This is a genomic window from Prevotella mikamonis (assembly GCF_055381405.1).
The window spans coordinates 2,332,463-2,354,227 of the sequence record NZ_AP035785.1; the positions used below are offsets into that span (position 1 = coordinate 2,332,463).

At 43.6% G+C, this 21,765-nt stretch carries 18 protein-coding genes and 1 tRNA gene; 15 read left to right on the forward strand and 4 right to left on the reverse strand.

Annotated features, from left to right (window positions below):
- Positions 1-590: 590 nt before the first annotated feature.
- The 14 genes from ACZ42L_RS09770 to ACZ42L_RS09835 all read left to right on the forward strand — a co-directional run bounded on the left by ACZ42L_RS09770 (position 591) and on the right by ACZ42L_RS09835 (position 18,116).
- Complete coding sequence (locus tag ACZ42L_RS09770; protein WP_464715981.1) at positions 591-1,310, forward strand: DUF6088 family protein; 720 nt, start codon at positions 591-593, stop codon at positions 1,308-1,310.
- Entirely contained in the window at positions 1,307-2,281 is a 975-nt protein-coding gene (locus ACZ42L_RS09775) for a nucleotidyl transferase AbiEii/AbiGii toxin family protein (protein ID WP_464715982.1), read from the forward strand. Before ACZ42L_RS09770 ends, ACZ42L_RS09775 begins: the two co-directional genes overlap by 4 nt.
- 8 nt (positions 2,282-2,289) lie before the next feature.
- The gene (locus ACZ42L_RS09780; protein WP_464715983.1) at positions 2,290-3,576 is read left to right on the forward strand and encodes a site-specific integrase; all 1,287 of its coding nucleotides are present in this window, start codon (positions 2,290-2,292) and stop codon (positions 3,574-3,576) included.
- A gap of 9 nt (positions 3,577-3,585) precedes the next feature.
- The gene (locus ACZ42L_RS09785; protein WP_464715984.1) at positions 3,586-4,509 is read left to right on the forward strand and encodes a hypothetical protein; all 924 of its coding nucleotides are present in this window, start codon (positions 3,586-3,588) and stop codon (positions 4,507-4,509) included.
- Positions 4,510-4,849: 340 nt separating this feature from the next.
- A complete protein-coding gene (locus ACZ42L_RS09790; RefSeq protein WP_464715985.1) occupies positions 4,850-5,170 on the forward strand; it encodes a DUF3853 family protein in 321 nt (106 codons plus the stop codon).
- Positions 5,170-6,594 carry a DUF3987 domain-containing protein gene (locus ACZ42L_RS09795; protein WP_464715986.1) on the forward strand — a complete coding sequence of 475 codons (1,425 nt, stop codon included), beginning with the start codon at positions 5,170-5,172 and terminating at the stop codon, positions 6,592-6,594. Before ACZ42L_RS09790 ends, ACZ42L_RS09795 begins: the two co-directional genes overlap by 1 nt.
- 198 nt (positions 6,595-6,792) lie before the next feature.
- Positions 6,793-7,677, forward strand: a complete 885-nt coding sequence (locus ACZ42L_RS09800) for a PriCT-2 domain-containing protein (protein ID WP_464715987.1) — start codon at positions 6,793-6,795, stop codon at positions 7,675-7,677.
- Positions 7,674-8,603 (forward strand): DUF6371 domain-containing protein, encoded by a 930-nt coding sequence (locus tag ACZ42L_RS09805; RefSeq protein ID WP_464715988.1) that lies wholly within the window; start codon positions 7,674-7,676, stop codon positions 8,601-8,603. The genes ACZ42L_RS09800 and ACZ42L_RS09805 overlap by 4 nt, the downstream gene beginning before the upstream one ends.
- A gap of 265 nt (positions 8,604-8,868) precedes the next feature.
- Complete coding sequence (mobV, locus tag ACZ42L_RS09810; RefSeq protein WP_464715989.1) at positions 8,869-10,983, forward strand: MobV family relaxase; 2,115 nt, start codon at positions 8,869-8,871, stop codon at positions 10,981-10,983.
- Between the two features lie 237 nt (positions 10,984-11,220).
- Complete coding sequence (locus ACZ42L_RS09815; RefSeq protein ID WP_464715990.1) at positions 11,221-11,421, forward strand: helix-turn-helix transcriptional regulator; 201 nt, start codon at positions 11,221-11,223, stop codon at positions 11,419-11,421.
- Between the two features lie 22 nt (positions 11,422-11,443).
- Complete coding sequence (locus ACZ42L_RS09820) at positions 11,444-15,316, forward strand: N-6 DNA methylase (protein WP_464715991.1); 3,873 nt, start codon at positions 11,444-11,446, stop codon at positions 15,314-15,316.
- A 13-nt stretch (positions 15,317-15,329) separates the two neighbouring features.
- Positions 15,330-16,409: a hypothetical protein gene (locus ACZ42L_RS09825; protein WP_464715992.1), complete on the forward strand. Its 1,080-nt coding sequence runs from the start codon at positions 15,330-15,332 to the stop codon at positions 16,407-16,409.
- A 16-nt stretch (positions 16,410-16,425) separates the two neighbouring features.
- Positions 16,426-17,400: an AlbA family DNA-binding domain-containing protein gene (locus ACZ42L_RS09830; RefSeq protein WP_464715993.1), complete on the forward strand. Its 975-nt coding sequence runs from the start codon at positions 16,426-16,428 to the stop codon at positions 17,398-17,400.
- 38 nt (positions 17,401-17,438) lie between these two features.
- A complete protein-coding gene (locus ACZ42L_RS09835; RefSeq protein WP_464715994.1) occupies positions 17,439-18,116 on the forward strand; it encodes a hypothetical protein in 678 nt (225 codons plus the stop codon).
- A gap of 93 nt (positions 18,117-18,209) precedes the next feature.
- On the opposite strand, the gene ACZ42L_RS09840 is transcribed toward ACZ42L_RS09835, so the two are convergent.
- The 4 genes from ACZ42L_RS09840 to ACZ42L_RS09855 form a co-directional block, all read right to left on the reverse strand.
- Positions 18,210-18,294: transfer RNA gene (locus tag ACZ42L_RS09840), tRNA-Ser, on the reverse strand.
- Positions 18,295-18,421: 127 nt separating this feature from the next.
- Positions 18,422-19,093: a hypothetical protein gene (locus ACZ42L_RS09845; RefSeq protein ID WP_464698636.1), complete on the reverse strand. Its 672-nt coding sequence runs from the start codon at positions 19,091-19,093 to the stop codon at positions 18,422-18,424.
- A 484-nt stretch (positions 19,094-19,577) separates the two neighbouring features.
- A complete protein-coding gene (locus ACZ42L_RS09850; RefSeq protein WP_464698445.1) occupies positions 19,578-20,459 on the reverse strand; it encodes an IS3 family transposase in 882 nt (293 codons plus the stop codon).
- A gap of 8 nt (positions 20,460-20,467) precedes the next feature.
- Positions 20,468-20,836 (reverse strand): transposase, encoded by a 369-nt coding sequence (locus tag ACZ42L_RS09855; protein ID WP_464698446.1) that lies wholly within the window; start codon positions 20,834-20,836, stop codon positions 20,468-20,470.
- A 210-nt stretch (positions 20,837-21,046) separates the two neighbouring features.
- Here ACZ42L_RS09855 and ACZ42L_RS09860 point away from each other — a divergent pair, with 210 nt between their 5' ends.
- Positions 21,047-21,691 carry a DUF4476 domain-containing protein gene (locus tag ACZ42L_RS09860; RefSeq protein WP_464715995.1) on the forward strand — a complete coding sequence of 215 codons (645 nt, stop codon included), beginning with the start codon at positions 21,047-21,049 and terminating at the stop codon, positions 21,689-21,691.
- Positions 21,692-21,765: the final 74 nt, after the last annotated feature.

The window sequence follows — 21,765 nt, forward strand, 5'->3', positions numbered from 1 at the left end:
TTAGATGAAATCATCTATATGTGAGAACGGATAATCCAAGAAAGTATTATATTATTCATCAAGTTTTATAAAAACCACTGGTATGAAACAGACAAAGCATCTAATTATCAATCCCATCAGACAATAGGTTTCCACTAGAACTAATTTTCCGTACATAATAAAAAAGGGTGCAAACCACGAAGATTCGTTGATTTGCACCCTTGTTTGTGGAGAGAGAGGCTCTCAAACTTATGGTTACTTAGAATATCACAAACCGCATAAACGACTATATATCAATTACTTGCAGAGGTTGGCTAAAAATCACAATATCACTGGATTTCATGCGCTATCGCCATTTTTGGGTGTAAAATTGGGTGCAGATTTTGAACTTACACCCAAACTTGCAATCACTGATTATGAGTGGGATTATGGTTACATGATGAAGCACATTGACTACCGCCCCCGTCCCAAGATTGTTGCAATTTTGGGATAAAAATGCGTTAAAAAGGTGTTTCAAGTGGTAATTTTTCGTTAATCACGCCAAATTTAGTCATGTTTTTTGCGTTAATAACAAGACTTTTTGTAACTTTGCACCATCAATAGCTATAGATATGGTAATTGGTAATGAAGTAAAGAAGAAGATAGCTGACACTCCCGATGGTGTTGTTCTCACCATTGGCGACTTCAACGTGCCCATGCAATATCAGGGAGCATTGGTTAAGGCACTCAACAGATTGACCGAACAAGGTACTCTGCAAAGGCTATCCAAGGGGAAGTACTATAAGCCACGAAAGACCATCTTTGGAACTTTGAAGCCAGTTCCAGAAGAAATCACGAAGGATTTCTTGGAAAAGAATGGAAAGTTAGTCGGTTATATCACAGGAAACAGTGCGTTCGCATCAATGGGACTGACTACACAAATCACCTCTTCGATTTTGATCGGTACGAATCGCTATCGCAATCCTCTGACCAGAGGGGATTATGTCATCTCTTTCTTGCAGCAGCGCAACCCTATCAAGGAGGAAAACATTCCTCTTCTGAGGATTCTTGATGCTTTGAAGTTTATCAAGGAAATACCAGCAAGTAGTCCTGATAGTATAGTGGTCCAACTGGGCAATACCATCTGTGCTCTTTCCAAAGCGGAACAAAAAAGGTTGGTGGAACTGGCGGAGAACTACACGTCATACGTCAGAGCGCTTCTGGGGGCTATCATGGAACTGAACAACCTTGATACAAAATCTCTGAAGAAAAGTCTTAATGGCACTACAAATTATAAGCTGCCCATCTCTGAGCAAACATTACCTAACAAGAAAAACTGGAATATCTTATGAGATTACACGAGAACAAACAACTGTTTGCCGATGCCATCAACGCGGCATCACGTCCGAAGAATGAGGGTGGACTCGGCATCAAAAGCATCTTCATCGAGAAGGATTACTGGATTTGCCGTTCACTGAAGTTGATGGCAGAAGGTGACAAAGATGGTAAGGCCGTGTTCAAGGGTGGCACCAGTCTTTCGAAGGCATACGGCATCGGGGCACACTTCTCAGAAGATATCGATGTTGCAATAGCCGAAGCGTGGACATTGAGCGGTAATCAGTTGAAGAACCTCATCCGCAGAACAGCCAAGAACATGACCGCAGGATTGGAAGAAATAATTATCCCTGGAGTAACCAGCAAAGGTTCTCACTATCACAAGGCATTTTATGCATATCCACGAGCCGTCGCAACTGAACAGGTAGGAGCAATAAGGGCAGGTCAACTTTTAGTGGAGATTAACTCTTTTGCCAATCCATACCCCTCGCAAAAATGCACATTGGGCAGTTTCCTGACAGACTTCATCATCCAAAGTGGTAATGAAAGTCTGATTGAGCAATACGAAATGCAACCATTCGAAGTCATCGTCCTCGATAAACGACGCACATTGACAGAGAAACTGGTGTCATTGCTCCGTTGTTCCCTTGCTGACAATCCTATGCCAGAGCTGTCTGCTAAGATTCGCCACTTCTATGATCTCTATTTCCTTCTGCATGACACTGAGACTCACACCTATTTACAAAGTGAAGACTTCAAAGCAGACTTGAAGGCATTGTTCGACCACGATCAGCAGGAATTTGAAAAGCCCGATGGGTGGCAAGGCAAGACGATGGGTGATTCTCTTTTGCTGGCAGATTTTCATGCAGTGTGGAATAATCTGCAGTCCCTTTATTTGCGAGAATTGCCAGACTTGGCCTATCAAGAGATTCCTTCGGCTGAGGAAATCGAAGATAGTCTTATTACCATTCTTTCAACCATAAAATAGCAGAGCGTATGAATATCAAGAGAAATATCATCTTTGCCCTTGAAGGGAGAAAGAAAAACGGTGTGGCAATAACCGAGAATGTACCTATCCGCATGAGGGTGAACTATTCTGGACAACGTATTGAGTTTACTATGCCCTATCGTATTGATGCTGCTAAGTGGGAAGCTACCAAGCAAAGAGTGAAAAATGGTTGCACCAATAAGTTAAAGGTTCCTGCGTCTGAAATAAATGCAGAGTTGACACGGAGCTACACATTGATTCAGGATATTTTCAAGGAATTCGAACTACAGGAGTTGATGCCTACCACAGAGCAACTGAAAGACGTATATACATCAAGGAGCAAAGTTGAAGACCCCAAGACCGAAGAACTTATTCACCAGAAGACATTCTGGGAAATCTACGATGAGTTTACCGAGGAAAATGGCAAACTGAATGATTGGACGAAGGCCACATTCGAGAAGTTCGCTGCTCAAAGAAACCATCTCCACGATTTCAATCCCAACATTTCCTTTGACAATTTCACGGAGGATGGCCTGAACGACTATCTGGAATTCCTCGGTCACCAATTGGAAATGCGAAATAGTACAATTTCTAAACAAGTTGGTTTCCTGAAATGGTTTTTGCGGTGGAGTATGAAAAAAGGATACCATCAAAATGTTGCATTCGAAACATACAAGCCCAAGTTGAAGAACCCTGACAAGGCAATTATCTTCCTGACTCGGAAAGAGCAAGAGCAATTACGCGACTATCAGATTCCAGGTAGCAAGCAATACTTGGAACGTGTACGCGATGTTTTTTCATTCTGCTGCTTCACGGGTCTGAGATATTCGGATGCCTACAATCTCCGTCGAAGTGATGTTAAGGATGACCACATAGACATCACAACAATCAAGACTTCCGACCATTTGAAGATAGAACTCAACAAACACAGCCGTTCTATTCTTGACAAATATAAGAATGTGCCGTTTAAGAACGACAAGGCTTTACCCGTCATCAGCAATCAAAGGATGAATGAATATCTGAAGGAGTTATGCGAACTGGCTGGTATAGATTCCCCCGTTCATATTACATATTATCGCGGACAGCAGCGTATTGACGAGACACGCCCGAAATATGAATTAATGGGAACACATGCTGCTCGTCGAACCTTTATCTGCAATGCCATCCTCCTTGGCATACCAGCAAACGTAATAATGAAATGGACGGGGCACAGTGACTATAAGGCCATGAAGCCCTATATCGATGTCGCCGACGAAACAAAGGTCAGTGCCATGTCTAAGTTTGACTTAATGTAAACGCAAGCCATGATTATAGAGCCAGAAAAATATTTTCAGTACACAGTTCCCAAATTACACACGCTATGGAATGGGAAAAATCGGGACTTTAGCCATCAGGCTATAGCTGAGTTCCAACATTTTATTTCAGCCTATCAAGACAAAAAGCTTGTTGTATTAATTTCCGAGCTGACCAAGGATAAACTACAGGCATACTATGATGCAAATGCCAAGCAAGAAAGTAATGTGCAATTATTGGAATTGTCCCATGTGGGACGCCGGTATGCTAATGGCTTTATGTCTGCCTACAACTTCTGCGAGCAATATGAGAAGGAACATCCCTCAGCCAAGGTTGATTTTTCCCTCTATGCTGATAAACTTGAACAAACAAATGAGACACAATCATCTGCACATAGCGGACTTAACCACAACTACATCATAAATATTGGGCGAATAGAAGGTGTGCGCTTTTATCTTAAAGAGCATAAGTCTGCCGACAATATCGACGACAAGACTTTGGCTCCACCTCAGCCACAAGATGAAACACCAATGGTTGAAGAAACCACAATGTTCAATTCTACTGGATTGACACTATGGCAAAATCTTAAACCGGCATCTTCGAATCAACGTGTCATTCATGCTATTGAAGATATATTAGCGCGGCACAAAGGCAAGAAATCTGAGAGAACCATTGTTGGTTATTGTATGATTGCCATAAGAGGACTTGTTAAAGACGAAACATCTGATAAGATTCTGACAGCGGCTTTTAAGAACGACTATTTCCCAGAAGATGACATTGATAAGTTTTCGGCTTCAGTTTATCGAGTGCTTAGGTCCTATAGTAATAAAGGTTCCAAGACAGTTCATAACCCAGATGAGCAATGGGGCGATCAGAAAGAAGCAATTCTACAGGAAGTAAAAACTCAGATAAGAAAAGCGACATCGGGAATATAGTCATCATTCTCTCTGTCGTATTATTCCAATAAACGGTGTATCTTGGCAATATGGATACACTGTTTTTTTGTCTCTATACTGACCTATGTACCTAATAACTACTCTAAATTGCAATCCAAACCAAATCTTTATCCAAAGGGAGTTCCAAACTATCCAAACGGCTATCCAAATAATCGTATAAATCACTGAGTATCAATCGATATTTAGTGATTTTTCTTTTCATGCTAACTTTGCACTTGAAAACGTGACGCAAGAGTACGAGCTGCGCCATGAATGGCAAAGAAAAGATGAGTCTCGTACCTCATCTTGGAAGCCAAAATTGTAAAAAAAATAGAAGATCATGCAATTAGAAGATTTATTAAGGAAGCCGTTATGGCAGATGACTGGTGAGGAGTTCCTGTTTCTACAGAATTCATCTCTTCAAGGGGCGAACTATGTACCAGTCCCTGTCGCTGAGACATCTAAAAAGAGGTACGAGTATGGCATCCGAGGTATCGCTAAGATTTTTGGATGCTCAATACCTACAGCCAACCGCATAAAGAAAAGCGGGAAGATTAATGCTGCCATCACTCAGGTTGGACGCAAAATCATTGTAGATGCTGACCATGCACTGCAACTGGCTCAAGACAAAAGTATATGCAACAAGAAAGGAGGTAAGTAATGTCAGAACACATCATGCCATTTGATGGAAACGGACAGCCAGACTTCCTTTCCATCATCAACTCTGAGGCAGAGAAGGTGGAGCCTGTTAACAAGGTTCCACCCAATCTCTCTGCCGTACAAGCACCAACTCTTGAACTTCCGGAGTCTTTGCCGACTCCTCCTGATCAACCCAAGGAAACGTCGCACCTAAAAGCATCGACCTTCGCAGAGCCGGTGCTGCCTATTGATTGGTTTTCCGAACCGGTGCAGGAGTATATCCGTACTGTCTCAGAATCCTATGGATGCCCGCTGGAGTATGTGGTGGTCAACAGTCTCTTCACTGCTGGCCTCGCGGCAGGGAAAAAGGCACAGCTCGTCACCAACCCTTATACGAACTACCCATGCGACTTTTTCTGCATGGTGGGTAAGCCCAGCCGAAACAAGACTGGCCCTCTCAAAGAAGTTACCCGTCCTTTACGCGAACAGGATAAAGCCAACTTTACCAAGTATTCAGAAGAAAAGTCTGTCTATGACCAATGCAAGCGTGAAGATAAGAACTACAGCGGAGAGCAACCTGTATTCCATCAACGGATAGTCGGCGATAGTTCGCCAGAATCCCGTAATGCTCTGCTTGCACAGGGTGATATGATTGGGGTCGTAGCCGACGAACTGAAATCGTTCATTGATTCCTTTGGTCGTTATAACAAAGGCGGTAATGGCTCAGGGGCGGAAATATCACAATTACTTTCCATTTGGTCAAACGTAAGCTTTGCCATTAACCGAAAATCGGAAGATACAAAACTGATTGATGATCCTGCCATGTGTATCAATGGCGGCATACAGCCTGAAATGCTCGGCAAGACCTTCGGCACTGATGCCTTGATGGATTCCGGCTTCACGCAACGATTCCTCTTTGCCTATCCCGACAAAGGCACGTTTATTAGGCGGTGCGACCGCAAGTTCATGACACCGGAGATGCGCGAGAGCTGGACTGGCACCATCAGCAGACTATTCAACATGCAGCCGTTAACCCTCCAGTTGTCTCATGAGGCAGGACGACTTTACGCAGACTATGCCGATGCAAATGACATGAGGGCAGATGCAGAAGAGGATTGCTACATCGGCGGCATGATACAGAAGATGAACATCCATACGCTGCGCCTGGCTATCATGGCCCATCTGCTGTCCAACCATTGGAACGAGCCAGTTATTACGGCTGAAGGGATGGAACATGCTATCCGCATGGCCGACTACTTTACCCGCATCCATATCGAGCGCATATATCCTTTGTTACGAGGCTCGGCGGCCACACAACGTCCGATGACCAACGGTGACTTGCTACGTGCCGTCAATCGTCAGTTCACTATCAAGTCGCAGAATGCCCTTGCCGAAGCTCTCGGTGTTTCTCAACAATATGTCAACAAAATATTAAAAGAACAATGATGGTTGTAGTTGTAGATGTCAGTAATAGCCTATGGATAAAGGGCGCAAGCCAACAACTACCCTACAACCAAGGTGCTCTTATCTCCATCATGGAATCACATCTATATGGTTGTACCCTTGTTGTAGCATTAAGCCCCGTATTTACAAGACCTTAAGCCAAGCTACAACTACAACAACAAACTTAAATTTTGAATAACAATGAAAAGTATATTTGACACAAAGATTAGCTATTATAGAAACGTAGAAGACAATGTCGGCACGGAAATTTCCCTGCGCGACTTCCTCTTCAACGACCAGTACAAGGAACAGATTGAGTATATCCGTTCCATATCGGATGAAGATATACAAAAGCGCTTGAAGTTGCAACTGCCCGTGGCAACCATCTCAGGCACATTTTCTCCTACATGTAAAGCGGAAAACCTCGTGGCCCACTCGAACCTTCTCTGTATCGACATCGACAAGAAAGACAACATGGACGTTGACTGGTTCGATGATCTGAAGCGTGAGTGGCATAACATTCCCCAGATACTCTATGCGGGACGCAGTATCCGTGGAAAAGGGTGGTTTGCCATCTTCTGCATTGCCTATCCTGATAAGCACGAGGATCAGTTCGAAGCCCTGAAACGTGACTTCGCCAACAGCGGACTAATCATTGACAAAGCATGCAAGAACGTGAACAGGATGCGCTTCAACTCCTACGCCCCAGAGCCGTATGTGAATAAGGATGCTACATTATATACTAAGGTATGGGTGGAGTCTAAACCGACATACCACAGTTCCTGTACATATAGTGGTGGCGACATGGAGCAGGTAGAGCGGTGCTGCCGTATCATTGCTGACCGAGGCATCGACATCACGGCCACTTACGATGACTGGTTCCATGTTGGTGCAGCCTTGGCATCACTCGGTGAACGTGGACGGAGATTGTTTCATCTGGTCAGCTCGCAAAATGCGAAGTACAAAGCAGCTGAGACAGACAAGAAGTTTGATAACCTCCTGCGCAATGTCAGTAGCATAAACATCGGTACATTCTTCCATATCTGTTCTCAGTATGGAATCAACAGGAAGGAGGACAGACTATGAAAGCGGAGATTACGAGCTATAAAAGCTCATTCTTTGAATACCTCTGTGGCTTCATCTGGTTTGACCAAGGACGACTGGAGGCATTGATGAAGCGATACCCTATCGGGGCAACCAAACAAGGAGAACCGATATTCTGGCACATCAATTCGGAGCACAAGATTACCAATGGTCGCATCTTGACAATGGATAGCGAAACAGGTAAGGTCTATGATGATAGTTGGTACTACCAAGATGTGCAACCAACTTGCTTGTTTGGTGAGTACTTGCTCGATATCTTCCCCAGCCAGACGGTTGCATTGGTGACGGATGAAATGACCGCTGCCGTTATGAGTTGCTTCCCCACACCATACATATGGCTGGCTACAGGAAAAGAAAAGGCGACTTCCATCGATTTGCTTCCCCTTGAAGGAAAATCCGTGGTTGTGTTTCCAAACAAGGGTGAGTACAGCAAATGGCAAGAAATGCTGCAGGCAGCTTCCTATCTCCAGTTTCATATCTCTGATGTGATGGAGAAAGCACAAGGCGATTGCCACACCATTGCCCAGAGGGTTCTCAGTCAGCAGCCCTTGCGACCAACCGAAGCAGAAGCAGCTCTAATGAGAATGGAGGAGGCGAACCCAAACATCACATTGCTTGTCAAAGCACTCGACTTGGAGGTGGTGGGCTTTACACCCATCTGCGATAATGTCAAGAATGAAACACAAAATACGAAGCCTGCTTCGAAAGAGCCGAAAGAGGATGCTGTCATGCAATCAATCTTGTTGGCACAGGAAGAACGGTGGCATGGAAGAACCCCAGAATGCCACAAGTGCAAGCTCTCACATGAGGGTATCAACGGCACCTTTTGTGGCAAATTGCACGGATATGTTGAGTATGGAAAGGGTGACTGCGGCATAGAAGCCGAGAGACCTCCTGCTCCTGAGTAAATGCTACGCAGAGGGGGATTACGGAATAATCCCATAAAATAATCCCATAACATAATATGGACTTTTAGATTCGCCACGCTCCCTTAAAAAGTCCCATTATGCTCTCCGAGGGTTGGCCCACCACTATAAAGCAGTGTCGCTGCACATGGCAAAAAACAGAAGCAAAGTGCATCTGTGAGGGAGTGACTCTCTCCCTCAACCCTTCACTCAGATTCCACCCGAGACCTAATGAACATTTGAGTACAAACTTTAAAAAAAGAATATTATGTCTAAAGCAAGATACAACGTCCCCCGTGCCGCCATCCATGTTGGCGCACCAGCAAAGTCCTTTTCAGCTGCGGAAGGCTATGAGCCTGAACGTCGCGGATGGGACGAGAATACCTATTGCCTGAAGAACCAGGACACAAACAACCATTACGATTTCTCACGCAAGCATCTCAACTTTGAGATTAACAGCCAAGGCGAAATCGTTCCTCTCGGTTCCAATCCCGTGCCACTTCATGAGCGTTTGCAGAAGCGTCTTGAAGAACTCGGTTTCAAACCCTACATGGACAAGAACAATCCTTTAGGAACCTCCGACAACAGTCCGAACTGCACCGTTGGCATTATCGTTAGTGGTGACCATCGGGTATTGACACGACTCGCCTTTGGTGACCAGGATGTGGACTTTACCCTGCAAAAGAGCAATGCCCATGTCGTACTCAAACAAGGTATCAAAGATTGGGCATTGGACACCTACCATTGGGCATGTGACCGCTGGGGAGCAGAGAATATCATCGGTTTTGATGTTCATCTTGACGAAACCACTCCGCATATCCAAATCCAGACTATCCCTGTGGCAAAGACCAAAGCCAGAGGTCGTGCGTCCGCCAAGTATGTGCATAAGGACGACAAGTCGAAGGTACTCTCCCATAAGGAATGGAAGAAACTACCTGAAGAAATCCGCTCGAACTTCGTAAGAACTGAAGTCGAACGGAGGGAAAAGGAATGTGTATCATATGCCCGTGTTTGGGGTGAGGACAAATATGCTGTAGGAAAGACCTACTACCAGATGCACACTGACTACTATAACGAGGTGGGACACAAGTACGGTTTGGAGCGAGGTGATGACATTGCCATGCTGCCAGGTGAGGAACGACGTGAGCGTGTCCACAAGAGCAAGGCCGTGTTGGAAGCTGAACGTCAGGCAAAGGATGCCATTGTCAGGACCCAGATGGAAAATGAACGTTTGGAGGACCAGAAAGAAAAGATGGCGAGTGAGGTGCAGGACATGAAGAAGCAAAAGGAAAGTCTGGAAAAACAGAATGACAAGTTAGAGGGTGAGATACAAAACAAGAAGCAGCATAAGGAAAATCTGGAAGGCAGTATCTCACAACTGGAAGAATATGCTGCGGCATTGGACATAAATGAGGAAGATCTGTTAGTGCCAATCTTGAAGACCAATCCTCTTGTCAACAAAGCTTGGGGTGCCATTAAAGAAGAAATTGATAAGCCTATATCTACATTCGGACAGAAAGAATGGAGAGAGGAACGACGAAAGGCGATTAAAGCTATCCTTACAGAATTACAGACCGCACTTATGCAAGCCAAGGAAGCCCAGAAAGAGGAAATACTGAAACTGGGTAAATCACTCTACAAAAAGACCATGCAGGATGTAAGAGCTATCATAGAGCAGAGTAAACAATTGCAAAAGGAGAACGGTCGATTGACCGAAGAAAACAATGTGCTCAAAAAACAGATAGCTTCGATTGATGAGAATGCCATCATCAGACTGCGCAACCAGAAGGATGCAGAAATCAAAGATCTACATGAACAACTTGACAAAGCTGAGTCCGAGGCCGTCCGTTCTGGCAACATGGCATATAGTGAGCACCAACGTGCCGATGAAGCCGAAAGCCAAACCAGAGAAATGTTAAGCATCCCAGAAATAAAGAAAATATGGGATTGTATTCAACAGAACAAGAAAGCCTTCTGGCAACAGATTGAGCAATGGATTGGCAATGCCATTACTGCCATTAGAGATTATGCCTTTAATAAATATAACGACTTCCAACCCAAGGAAGGAAACACTGTTGCTTGGGGAATCGTCGCCGAAGCCTTCAAACGAGGACTTGATCCAACAGATGATAAGCAACGTAAAACGGCTACCAACTATCTATTAGAAAAGGTGTCATGGAATGGCATGACGCCTTTCAAGGCCGACCTTACAGCTACTCGAACAAGACAGCTATGCGATGCAATGACGGCCACCACAGATTTACTGAAGAACCTATTCCTTGCCGCTGGTGGACATGGCGATATAAGTGTAGGAGGTGGTGGCTCTGATAACGAATTCACTAACAGGGATGGCACTAAAAAGCGCAATGGTTGGGGAAGGTAAAATGATGTCGTATTTCCACCCAACAGAAGTGTTGTCAAAACGGAAACACCTTCCGAGTCACATTAGCGATTTACCGATGTGACTCGGTTGCCTTCAAATGAAAATATGGTTTAATACTGACTTTTTGCGCTTTATCCTTAGAAGTTATTGTGCTATTAGCAACTTTTCACAAGCAAGAGCCACCTATTTCATAAGATTTTATTATATTTGCACTAAATTACAATCAATTATAGCATCATGGCAAATCTGAATCGTATAAAAGTAGTTCTCGTTGAGAAAGGGAAAACTGGCAAATGGCTTGCTGGAGAGGTTGGCAAAACACCTTGTACTGTAAGCAAATGGTGCAGTAATAGTATTCAACCAGACTTGCAAACTTTAGATAAAATCGCAAAGCTCCTTGACGTTGACGTGAAGGATCTTCTAAACTCAACAAAGTAACAATCGATAATTCTTTCCATATATGATTACAAAAGATAATCTCAGAAATCTTCTTACTTGTCTTGGCTTTCAGCAATCTGATACTGTGCAAGACAAGATGGCAATGCATTTTAACAACACCAACTGTACTGTTGCTGTTGATTTCACAAATGAGAAGATTATTTATCCAGAAGGTATAGAAGCAGACCGAGACACAACAAAGAACTTCTCTGCCAATGAGAACTTTGTTGTTTTGGAGTGTGTTGTTGGATTATTGGCTCAAGGATACAAACCTGAGAATATAGTGTTAGAGCCTAAAACTCCAGGTGGAAGAGAAGATTCTCATTTCTATTGTGACATCCTGATTCGCGACAACGATAAGCGTCCATATATGCTTATTGAGTGTAAGACAATGGACGGAAAAGAAGATGATGAGTTTAGCAAAGCATGGAAAAAGACATTACAGGATGGCGGGCAGTTGTTCAACTATTACAACACCTATCGTCAAGCACAATATCTTGTTCTTTATGCATCCGATTTCGTGGATGGCGAACCTCGCTGCAATTATCGTCTGATTACGATGACCGACAACAAGGAGTACCTTGAATCTAATCCCCAACTTATCAGTTTCGAAAAGGTAAGCGCAGATAATGGTACAAGAGATGACTTCTTCAAAGTCTGGTCCGAGACTTATGGCAAAGATTATGCAACGAATGGAGCATTCGAAGTTGACGAGGTGCCTACCTTTGGCGTCACGAAGAAGAAGCTGAGCATTGACGACCTTGTTATTGTTGATGGTCAGGACATACAACGCAAATATCATCAGTTCGCCCAGACACTTCGCCAATACAATGTTGCCAGCCACGAGAATGCTTTCGATAAACTGGTTAATCTATTCTTGGTGAAGGTTGTGGATGAAGTGCGTAATCCAAAGGATTTGCAGTTCCTGTGGAAAGGTGCAGCCTATGATGACTATTATAGTTTTCAAGACCGATTGCAGAAACTCTACCAAATAGGCATGAAGGACTATTTGGGAGAGGATGTTACCTATATCGATAATGCAAGTATTGAGAATGCATTCCGTATGCAGAAGAATGACCCTGATGCCATCAAGGACACCATCTTGGAATATTTCCGTCAGTTGAAGTTCTATAGCAATAGCGACTTCGGCTTCCTTGACGTGCATAACAAGCAACTCTTTGTTCAAAACGCTGTCATCCTCAAAGCAATGGTAGAGATGCTTCAAGATATGCGTCTTAAAACTGAGCAACAAAATCAGTTCCTCGGAGACCTGTTTGAGGGTTTCCTTGACCAGGGCGTTAAGCAAAACGAAGGTCAGTTCTTTACTCCTACACCTATAACTCGTTTTATGGTCAGTTCCTTGCCTTTAGATCAGATTATACGCGACAATACCGATATTCCAAAAGCAATTGACTATGCTTGTGGCGCAGGTCACTTTCTCAACGAGTATGCATCACAGATAAAGCCATTTGTTGAGCAATATAAAGGAGTCCAATCCCTTCCAGACTATTATAAGCAAATCTATGGTATAGAAAAAGAATATCGCCTCTCAAAGGTGTCTAAAGTATCATCATTCATGTATGGCCAGGATGGAATCCAGATTGTCTATGGTGATGCACTTGTGCCTCATGATGCAATTAAGGATGGTGACTATAAGGTGCTTGTAGCCAACCCTCCATATAGTGTAACTGGCTTCCTTGCTACGCTTAGCAAAGAACAACGTGATGTCTATGTGCTAAGTGCTGATGTTGATAGCAAGCAATTAGAGACAAATAATAGTATTGAGACATTCTTCATTGAGCGTGCCAAGCAATTGCTGGCACCAGAGGGAGTGGCAGCTATTATTCTTCCTTCAAGCATCTTGTCAAACAGCAGTAATATTTATGTCAAGACGCGTGAAATTTTATTGCAATATTTTGATTTTGTGGCTATTGCAGAGTTTGGCAGTGGAACATTTGGCAAAACTGGCACCAATACCGTGGTACTGTTCCTTCGTCGAAAGAAATCCGAGCCAGAGTTAGCAACACATTATCGCAATCGTGTAGAAGCATGGTTCTCAAACAATCACGGTCAAGACCATCGTTATGAAGATGGGGATGCCATTGAACGCTATACTCAGCATATAGGCGTGCCATACGATGAGTATATTACTCTGCTTAATGGTAATCCTTCTGAGGATTTGATGAAGCATGAGATTTTCACTGCTTATAAAGCGGAGTTCTCTAATAACACAGTGACAAAGAATATCAAGAAGAAGAGAATAAATGCTCGTTATACCCAATCCATGAAAGAGGCAGAGTTGGCGAAGCATATTCTTGACTCTATCCGAAACATGGAGAAAGATAAACTTTACTATTTCATGCTTTGTGAGAGCAATCCACAGTCGGTAATTGTAGTGAAATCTCCAACTAAGACCGCTGAAACAAAGAAATTCCTTGGCTATGAATGGAGCAACCGCAAGGGTAGCGAGGGTATAAAGTACCTTGGTGCTGTCGTGGAAGATGACGACAATGAAATTGCTGCCAACAAAGGAATCCAACAGATTCAAACACCTCTTTTCGATCCACATAATCTCTTCAATGACGAAAAGGTAAATACCCTTATCCGCAAGAATTATCTTGGTGAAGATGTGGATGTGCCAGAGGAGATAGGAGAGTATGTTGATTCCTACTCACTTGAGGATATGCTTGATTTTAAGCGAGTGGATTTTGACAAGGCAATCAAAACCACTCCAATTCTTGTTTATCCCAAAATCGAATGTAAAGAAGGAACATCTACAGAAAAATTGTTAGTAGTTGCTCCTTATGTAACCACCTCAATTAAAATGTCGAGTATATCCGTTGCCGATTTCATTTCTACGGACAATATGCTGCAAAATCGTGCAGGGGTCATAGCCTACGAAGGTGTTCCAAACATAGATTCAATCACCGAGTTTAAGAAAGGTGATATTCTTGTTTCAAATATTCGTCCATATCTGAAGAAAATTTGGATGGCTGACCGCAACGGTGGTTGTTCAAAAGATGTCCTTGTTTTTAGAAATTCTAAGCCTAAGGAAATATTGAATGACTATCTAAAAGTCATTATGTCAACAGATACATTCTTTGACTACATGATGGTAGGCAAGAAGGGTGTAAAGATGCCACGTGGAGATAAAAAGATTATTCCAAATTTCGAAATTCCCATACCTTCTTCTGACATTCAAAAAAAGATTGCAGCCGAATGTAAGAAGGTGGATGAAGAAGTAATAGAAAAACAAGGTGAATCAAATGCTTTGATGCATACCATTATTTCTACCATGAATTCCTTAACATATCCAACAATAAAGTTAGCGGAATTATGTAAACAGATAAACAACGGCTTGAATATTAAGCAAAGTATCATGGCAAAGGGCTTACCTATTACTCGTATTGAAACAATAGCAACGGGAACGTTGAATAGAGATAAAATGGGTTATGGTAACTTGATGTCAAGTGTTGGGAAGGAAAGTTATCTTTTAGAAAATGGTGATATTTTGATGTCTCATATTAATAGCCATAAATTTGTTGGCAAATGTGCATTGGTTAATGATATTGCTGATGGCGAAGAGATTATTCATGGAATGAATTTACTTCGTATTAAAGTTAACGAAAGAGTTTTGCCCGAGTATTTGTATTTGTATTTCCTTTCAGAACGTTTTAAAACATCGATTGATCCTTATATCATAGATGCAGTAAATCAATCAAGCATAAATGTCACTAATTTGTCCTCGATAGAGATTCCTATACCAAGTTTGGAAGATCAACGTGAATTAGTTTCGAATTTGATGGATAAGCTGATACAAGTAAATCAATGTAAGGAGTATATACAATCAGCAAACTCCTTAAAGCAAACCATCCTTGATAAATATCTTAAGTAATGGCATTATAGTTATGAACGACAAGTTATATTCAACAGCCCTTTCAAACTACAAGAAATGGGCAGACAGCAACAAGGCGGAGGTAGAATCTGATTTCAATGAGCGCCACACCATGTGTAAAGAAATGCAATCGTACACGAAAGAACGATTGCAGAACCTGTCAGAGGAGGAGTTCTTCAATCTTATAGCACCTCTATGGGCTATGCGCATGTGGGGAAATAAGAAATATTACCTCGACAACGTTATTGAAAGCAATGGCATTGACTTGATTCGTGAGCAACTTGTTAATCTGTTCTACGGAAAAGCATCTATCGAAAACCGATGGGATGAGTTCCGTGAGAAGATTAAGGGCTTGGGACCAGCTATCATCAGCGAGTTGCTGAACAAGTTCAATCCAAACGAGTTCATTCTTTGGAACAAGAAATCGCTTACAGGTTTCATAGCTTTGGGTATTCCTAAAGTTCCTAAATATAATTCTGCTCTTGATGGTAAGAAATACGCTTATCTCTCTAAGGTTGGTCGTGAACTTGTGGAGTCAGCAAAGAAGCAAGGTGTCAGCGAAATCGAAGACTTACTTGCCTTAGACTACTTCATTTGGAAAGACCTGCAGATAGAGCCTGCAGATAGAGCTGTTCCTGTGGAAGAGAAACCAGAAAAAGAAACAGAGAAGCAGAAGGCTTTTGTCCATAATGATGTAAGAGACAGAATCAGGGACATAGGTTCTTTCCTTGGCTTCAAGGCAGAAGTTGAGAAGAAAGTCGCTGATGGTGCGGTTGTGGATACCATCTGGGAAGTGTCAGTTGGTAATATGGGAAGAATCACTTACGTATTTGAGGTTCAAACCAGCGGAAGTATAGACAGCCTGTTGCTCAATCTAATGAAGGCGAAGAACAATCCTTCCGTACAAGGTATTGTAGCCGTTTCCGATGCTAAACAACTTGAGAAGATTAAGAAGGAAGCATCTTCTTTGAAGGCGATACGTGACGAACTCAAATTCTGGGACTACAATGATGTGCTGAAGGTATTTGATTCGCTTTCTAATGCCTATGAGTCTATTAATTCCTTGGGGCTTGTTCCATCGGGACTTTTCTAACACAAACGTAAGACGTATGAATATAGAAAGCATTGCGGACATACAATTTTTGATAGACAATTCTGTGGAGGAATCTACCGAGTTAGAATACAAACGTTCTTTTGCTAAGGCGAATCCAAAGTGGAAAGAAGAATTGGCAAAGGATATTAGTGCTATGGCAAATGCTAATGGAGGTATCTTCATCTATGGTCTTGCTGAGAAAAATGTTTCTAACGGTCTTTCTCTTCCAGAGTTAATTACGCCTATTCCATCGACAGAAATGACAAAGGATCAGTTATCACAACTTCTTTCGTCAAACATAACTCCAAAGATAAACAATATCGAAATTTCCGTCTTACCTCAAGAAGGTGGCAATGTGTTTATCTTACATGTGCCAAAAGGAATAACTGCACACCAAAACAAAATAAACCATTTGTACTATATCAGAAGAAATGCAACTGTCGAAGTCATGGAGGACTATGAGATCCGGGATGTCATGAACAGACAAAGCAATTCTCCTCTGGAGATAGATGGTTGCGGGTTATACAAAACAAAGAATGACCCTTATTCCAACAAAGCGGAATATACATTTATGGCTAAAATTCAGAATGTTGGTCATTCTGTATGTGAGGTATATAAATTGAATGTTTATTTCAACAAAATATCTCTTCACTGTGACTTCTCATTTCCTTCAAAGGAAAATTTCTCATATACAGCTCTGGATGCTGAAAGATTGAAAATATCATGCAAATATCAAGAGCCTATCTTTGGGGGAGAGACTTTGGAAATGGGTCATTTCGTTCTTCATATTGATAAAGACCATGAAGAAGAGTTTCTCGATGGTCTTATCATTGATATGATTTTATTCTACCCAGGTGGTTCCTGTGATGTTGCGTTTATTCCTTCTGAGCAACGATATGTTGAAGGAAGGGATAAAATAAACACATTATTAGGACGAGACAAAAGAATAGACTATCCTATACTTGAAGTAGATTCCTTAAAAGAAAATTGAGATGAATTAACCTGTTACAAATTAAAAATATCCAAAACATGAGTAATCCAAGCGACAATATACGAACATTAAGGCGTGACTTATCCCCTTATCTCTTTAATTTCTTAAGAGATGACGATGCTCCAACTATTCTACACGAAATCCTTACAAATGGCACTCTATTATCAAAAGAGCATGAATATATATGCTTCACAGATGCACCAATTACTTGTTACCTTTCTAATTTAGAGTATTTTGATAGTTGGAAAGAAAGAGGTTATAAAGCTATGTTTTCTCAGTATGGCATTGGAATAGCAAGGGATTGGCTTATTGAGAATTTAGGAGCTCGACCTGTTATATATGGGCAACCAGATGAAATTAATTTATTAAATGAATCTATTCGATGGAGATTTCAGGAACTTGATATTCATAAAGGAGATTATTCATGGTTGAGAGAATGGCGTATTCCAATGAAAGAACTGAATTTATATGAAATTCCTCGCGAACATATTATATTTATTGCGCCAAAGGAGGAAGAATTAAAGGGATATGCTGTCGATTGGGATTTCGATGTTGATTTTGATTATGATCATGGAGAAAGTCATCCTTATTTAATCGAAACTACCAAAGAAACTCGATCTTGGAAGGGATTTTCAATTAATCAAATAAAAGAAATAGAGAATGATTTTGTGTTGAGTGCTCGTACAAATACGCAAATCATAGGTGAAAAGATATAATCTTATCACTTAAAAAGAAAACACCCAACTTTACATTTTTGGGTGTAAAATTGGGTGTAAATCTTGTAAATCACTGACAATCAAGTGATATTGCGGAGAGAGAGGGATTCGAACCCCCGGTACCTCTCGGTACGACGGTTTTCAAGACCGTTGTAATCGACCACTCTACCATCTCTCCTGGAATCGAGTAGATTATTCGATTGCTATAAAAGCGGTGCAAAGGTACGGCTTTTGCTTTGAACAGCCAAATATTTTACGAGTTTTATTTGAGGATAATTCATATTTCACTATTTGGCGCAGGTGCATCACCTGATGCTGCCGTAGCGGTCGATGAGGATGCTCCTGTTGTCTTTCTTGGCTTCAAAGTAAGGAGGTTCGGTGCGCAGATAGATGTCGTCGTAGATGAAATCGGCAATGATGGTGTCTTTTCCGTCGGGCAGGATGAGTCCCATCTTGCCGTTTTTCTGCGCCATGACAGGCATCATGCAGAGGTCGTCGACGTACACGTAGGGGGTGCGGAGGAAGTCGTAGAGGGCATGTACGAGGATGTCGCCCTTGTAATCTTTGATGCCGAACTTGTTGTTCTCTTCGTACACCGTGTGGAAACGGATGTATTTGCTCTTGATGCGCTGCATGTAGGCCACTATCTTGCGCTTGTCGTTGATGAGTTGTATCAGGTAGCTGAAGGTGTCGCAATAGTTGGCGGCAGCACGGGCCAGCACTATTTTCCAGTCCAATCCGTCCAGCGTCTTGCGGTTCAGGTCGATGTAGCGGGCAATGGCTTCTTCCTTTTCGGGTACGGAGAGCTTGGCCAGCTGTTCTTCAAATTTCAGCATAATGGCCTTAGAGCCCGACATGCCTTTGATATAACGATGTACCTGACGGCTCATCTCGTCGCATACGAATTTATCTATCATCGACAATTCCACCTTGTCGACATAGACTTCATCAAAATTTTCTGCTGTAATTCTCTTCATAGTGGTTGCCTCCGGTTCTAGATTATAGTACTAGTGTGGAAGACAAAGGTAGATGTTTTCCATGTAATTACAAAACGGCAAAGAGTTAATAGTTGTAAACAGCAATCTCTTTCAAAATACTGCAAGGCCTTGGCAGTGTTGCTGCCGTGGCTTTGCAGCACTGCTGTCCGGCCCTTGCAGCGATGCTGCGGAGGCCTTGCAGTACGTTGATAGAAAAATGGGTTGATGTGTACTGGTTTTAGTTGACAGCTTTTGTTTTTAAATTGATTATCTGTTGACACCTGCGATTCTTATTTTCCATGCAGGTTGTCACCTCTTTCTCCAAAGTTCATTTCTGGTTGACAGCTGTCGTCGAAGTGCAAAGTTAATGTTTCTTCATTGTCCGTCCAAAGGTTGACCTCTTTTTTTATGATGGATGGACTCTATGGAGAATACCGGGGGAGTCCTGGCGTCGGGGGCTTGCATCCTCCCCGGAGCGAATCCCCTAGGCTGCACGGCCCAGGAGCCTGAGCAGTTCCTGCTGCGGTGTCCGCATCTCCAGGCTCTGGTGCGGGCGTACGGTGTTGTATAGCCTCACGGCCTTGGCCACGAGTTGACTGACCTCCTCAAAGCTCTTGTCATGGGTATCGAAGAGCCAGCCGTTCTTGACGGTGTTGTTCATCCTCTCGGCCAGGGCATTGTGGAGCGGGTCTCCGGTCTGGGTCATGCTGATACGGATGCCGGAACGCTCCAGGAGGGAGACGTACTCATGGCAGCAATACTGTACACCGCGGTCTGAATGGTGAATCAGGAGGGTCAGGTCCACACCGTACTCCCTGTAGCATCCCATGGCCATCTGCATGGCCTGGATGGGGCCTTCCCTGGCCAGTGTGGGGTGCAGGGCCCAGCCGAGGATCACCCGTGAGGCGGCATCGGTGACCAGCGACAGGTAGGCCCAGCCCGAAGACGTGGCGACATAGGTGATGTCTGCCACGCAAAGTTCGCCCAGGCGGTGGGGACGCAGCTTGGGAGTGGTGTTGACCAGGTCGCCGTAGATGAAGTAGCCGTGGTTGGAGAAGGTTGTCCGGGGACGCTTGCGACGGCGTTGGCACAGGCCGTTGGAGCGGAAAAGGGCATAGCACTGGTCGCGGCCGAGGGTGAACTTGGGACCGAACTTCCTACGGCACAGTGCATAGAGTTCGCGCATGCCCGCCTTGGGCATGTCCTTGAGGACCTCGCCGGCATACAGCACGATGCTCGTGCGAAGGACGTCCACATCCATGGAGCGCTCTACGTGGCGGTAATAGCCTTGCCTGCTGATGCCAAGATAACCGCAGAGGAAGGAGACGCAACCCTTGAGCCGGCAGCATTCCTCCCCCTGAGACAAGGTACTGATTACTTGGCATCGGAGTTTTTTCGGATACGGATGTTGAACTTCTTCTCGGCAAGGTCTATCATCGTGGAGTTGGCAAGGCTGCGAACCTGCTCCTGGGCAAGGGCATGCTTGAGACGCTTGAGTTCCTCGGCGTGGGCCTTACGCTCACGGGCCAGCTGGGCCTGGAGTTCCTCGACGGTGGTGGGAATCTGTGCTTGTTTCATCAGCTCGGATATGGATGAGGTGTCCGGATGACCGTAGCAACGCAGGATGTGGCGGAACGTGGTGTAGGGAATACCGCGACTCCCGGCGAAATGGTAGGCATCAAGGCCACTGGTGATGTACTGACTTAATAACAAGAGTTTCTCCGTTTCATTGTACTTAATCATGACGGTTTACGTTTTTTAATTAATACGTGGATACTGTCAACTTATTCAGTACACTACAGGTGGTTGGCGGATAGTTGGTGGTTGGGTATATACAGGGCTTTGCGATGATTGGAATTAGGAGTTCCCGTCCTGACGATTAGGGATTTCCCGCTTGCAGAGAGAGTTTTTATCTGTATATTTGCGATATATTCAAAATTAAATACCACGATTATGAAACAGGTAAGACTCAAGGCTTTGGCCATTCTGCTATTATTGGTGATGCTTCCTATCTGCATGGAAGCAAAGAGATTTGATGAAATCAGACTGGGCATGACGCAGTCGGAAGTGCGCTCACTGGTGGGCAAACCGAGGTTCAAACGCATGAACTACAATGTGGAGCAATGGGAATATCGCTCAACGAATCTCATGGGTACGATAACCTATGTCACTACCGTAGACTTCGCGGACGGCCGCGTGGTGGCGTGCAATACGTACGAGAAGCCCGATACATCTATAGACTATATGCCGCAATATTCTGTACCGATGCCTTATAATCGAGGACCGGTGTACCGCCGGGCAATGGACGAGGCCGACTTCGATGTGTTCCATCGGTATGTGCGCAATGAAACTTTCGACGACAATAAGCTGAAGCTGATTACCGTAGGCTGTCTGAACGGTGGGTTCACATGCCGGCAGTGTGCTCGCATGATGGATGTATTCAGCTTTGACGACAAGAAGTTGCAGGTGGTCAAAATCATGGGGCCGCGGCTTGTCGACCGTATGAATAGTATGCTGATAGTGTCGAAACTTGCTTTTGAATCGAGCAAGCAGGAGGCTGCCCGAATACTGGGCATACCTTGGGACAGCATGAGATAAGAGACTCGCAAGAGCCATCGGCAGGCTATACACGACGATATAAGAACATAAAACAAAAAGGCGGCAAGCTCTCA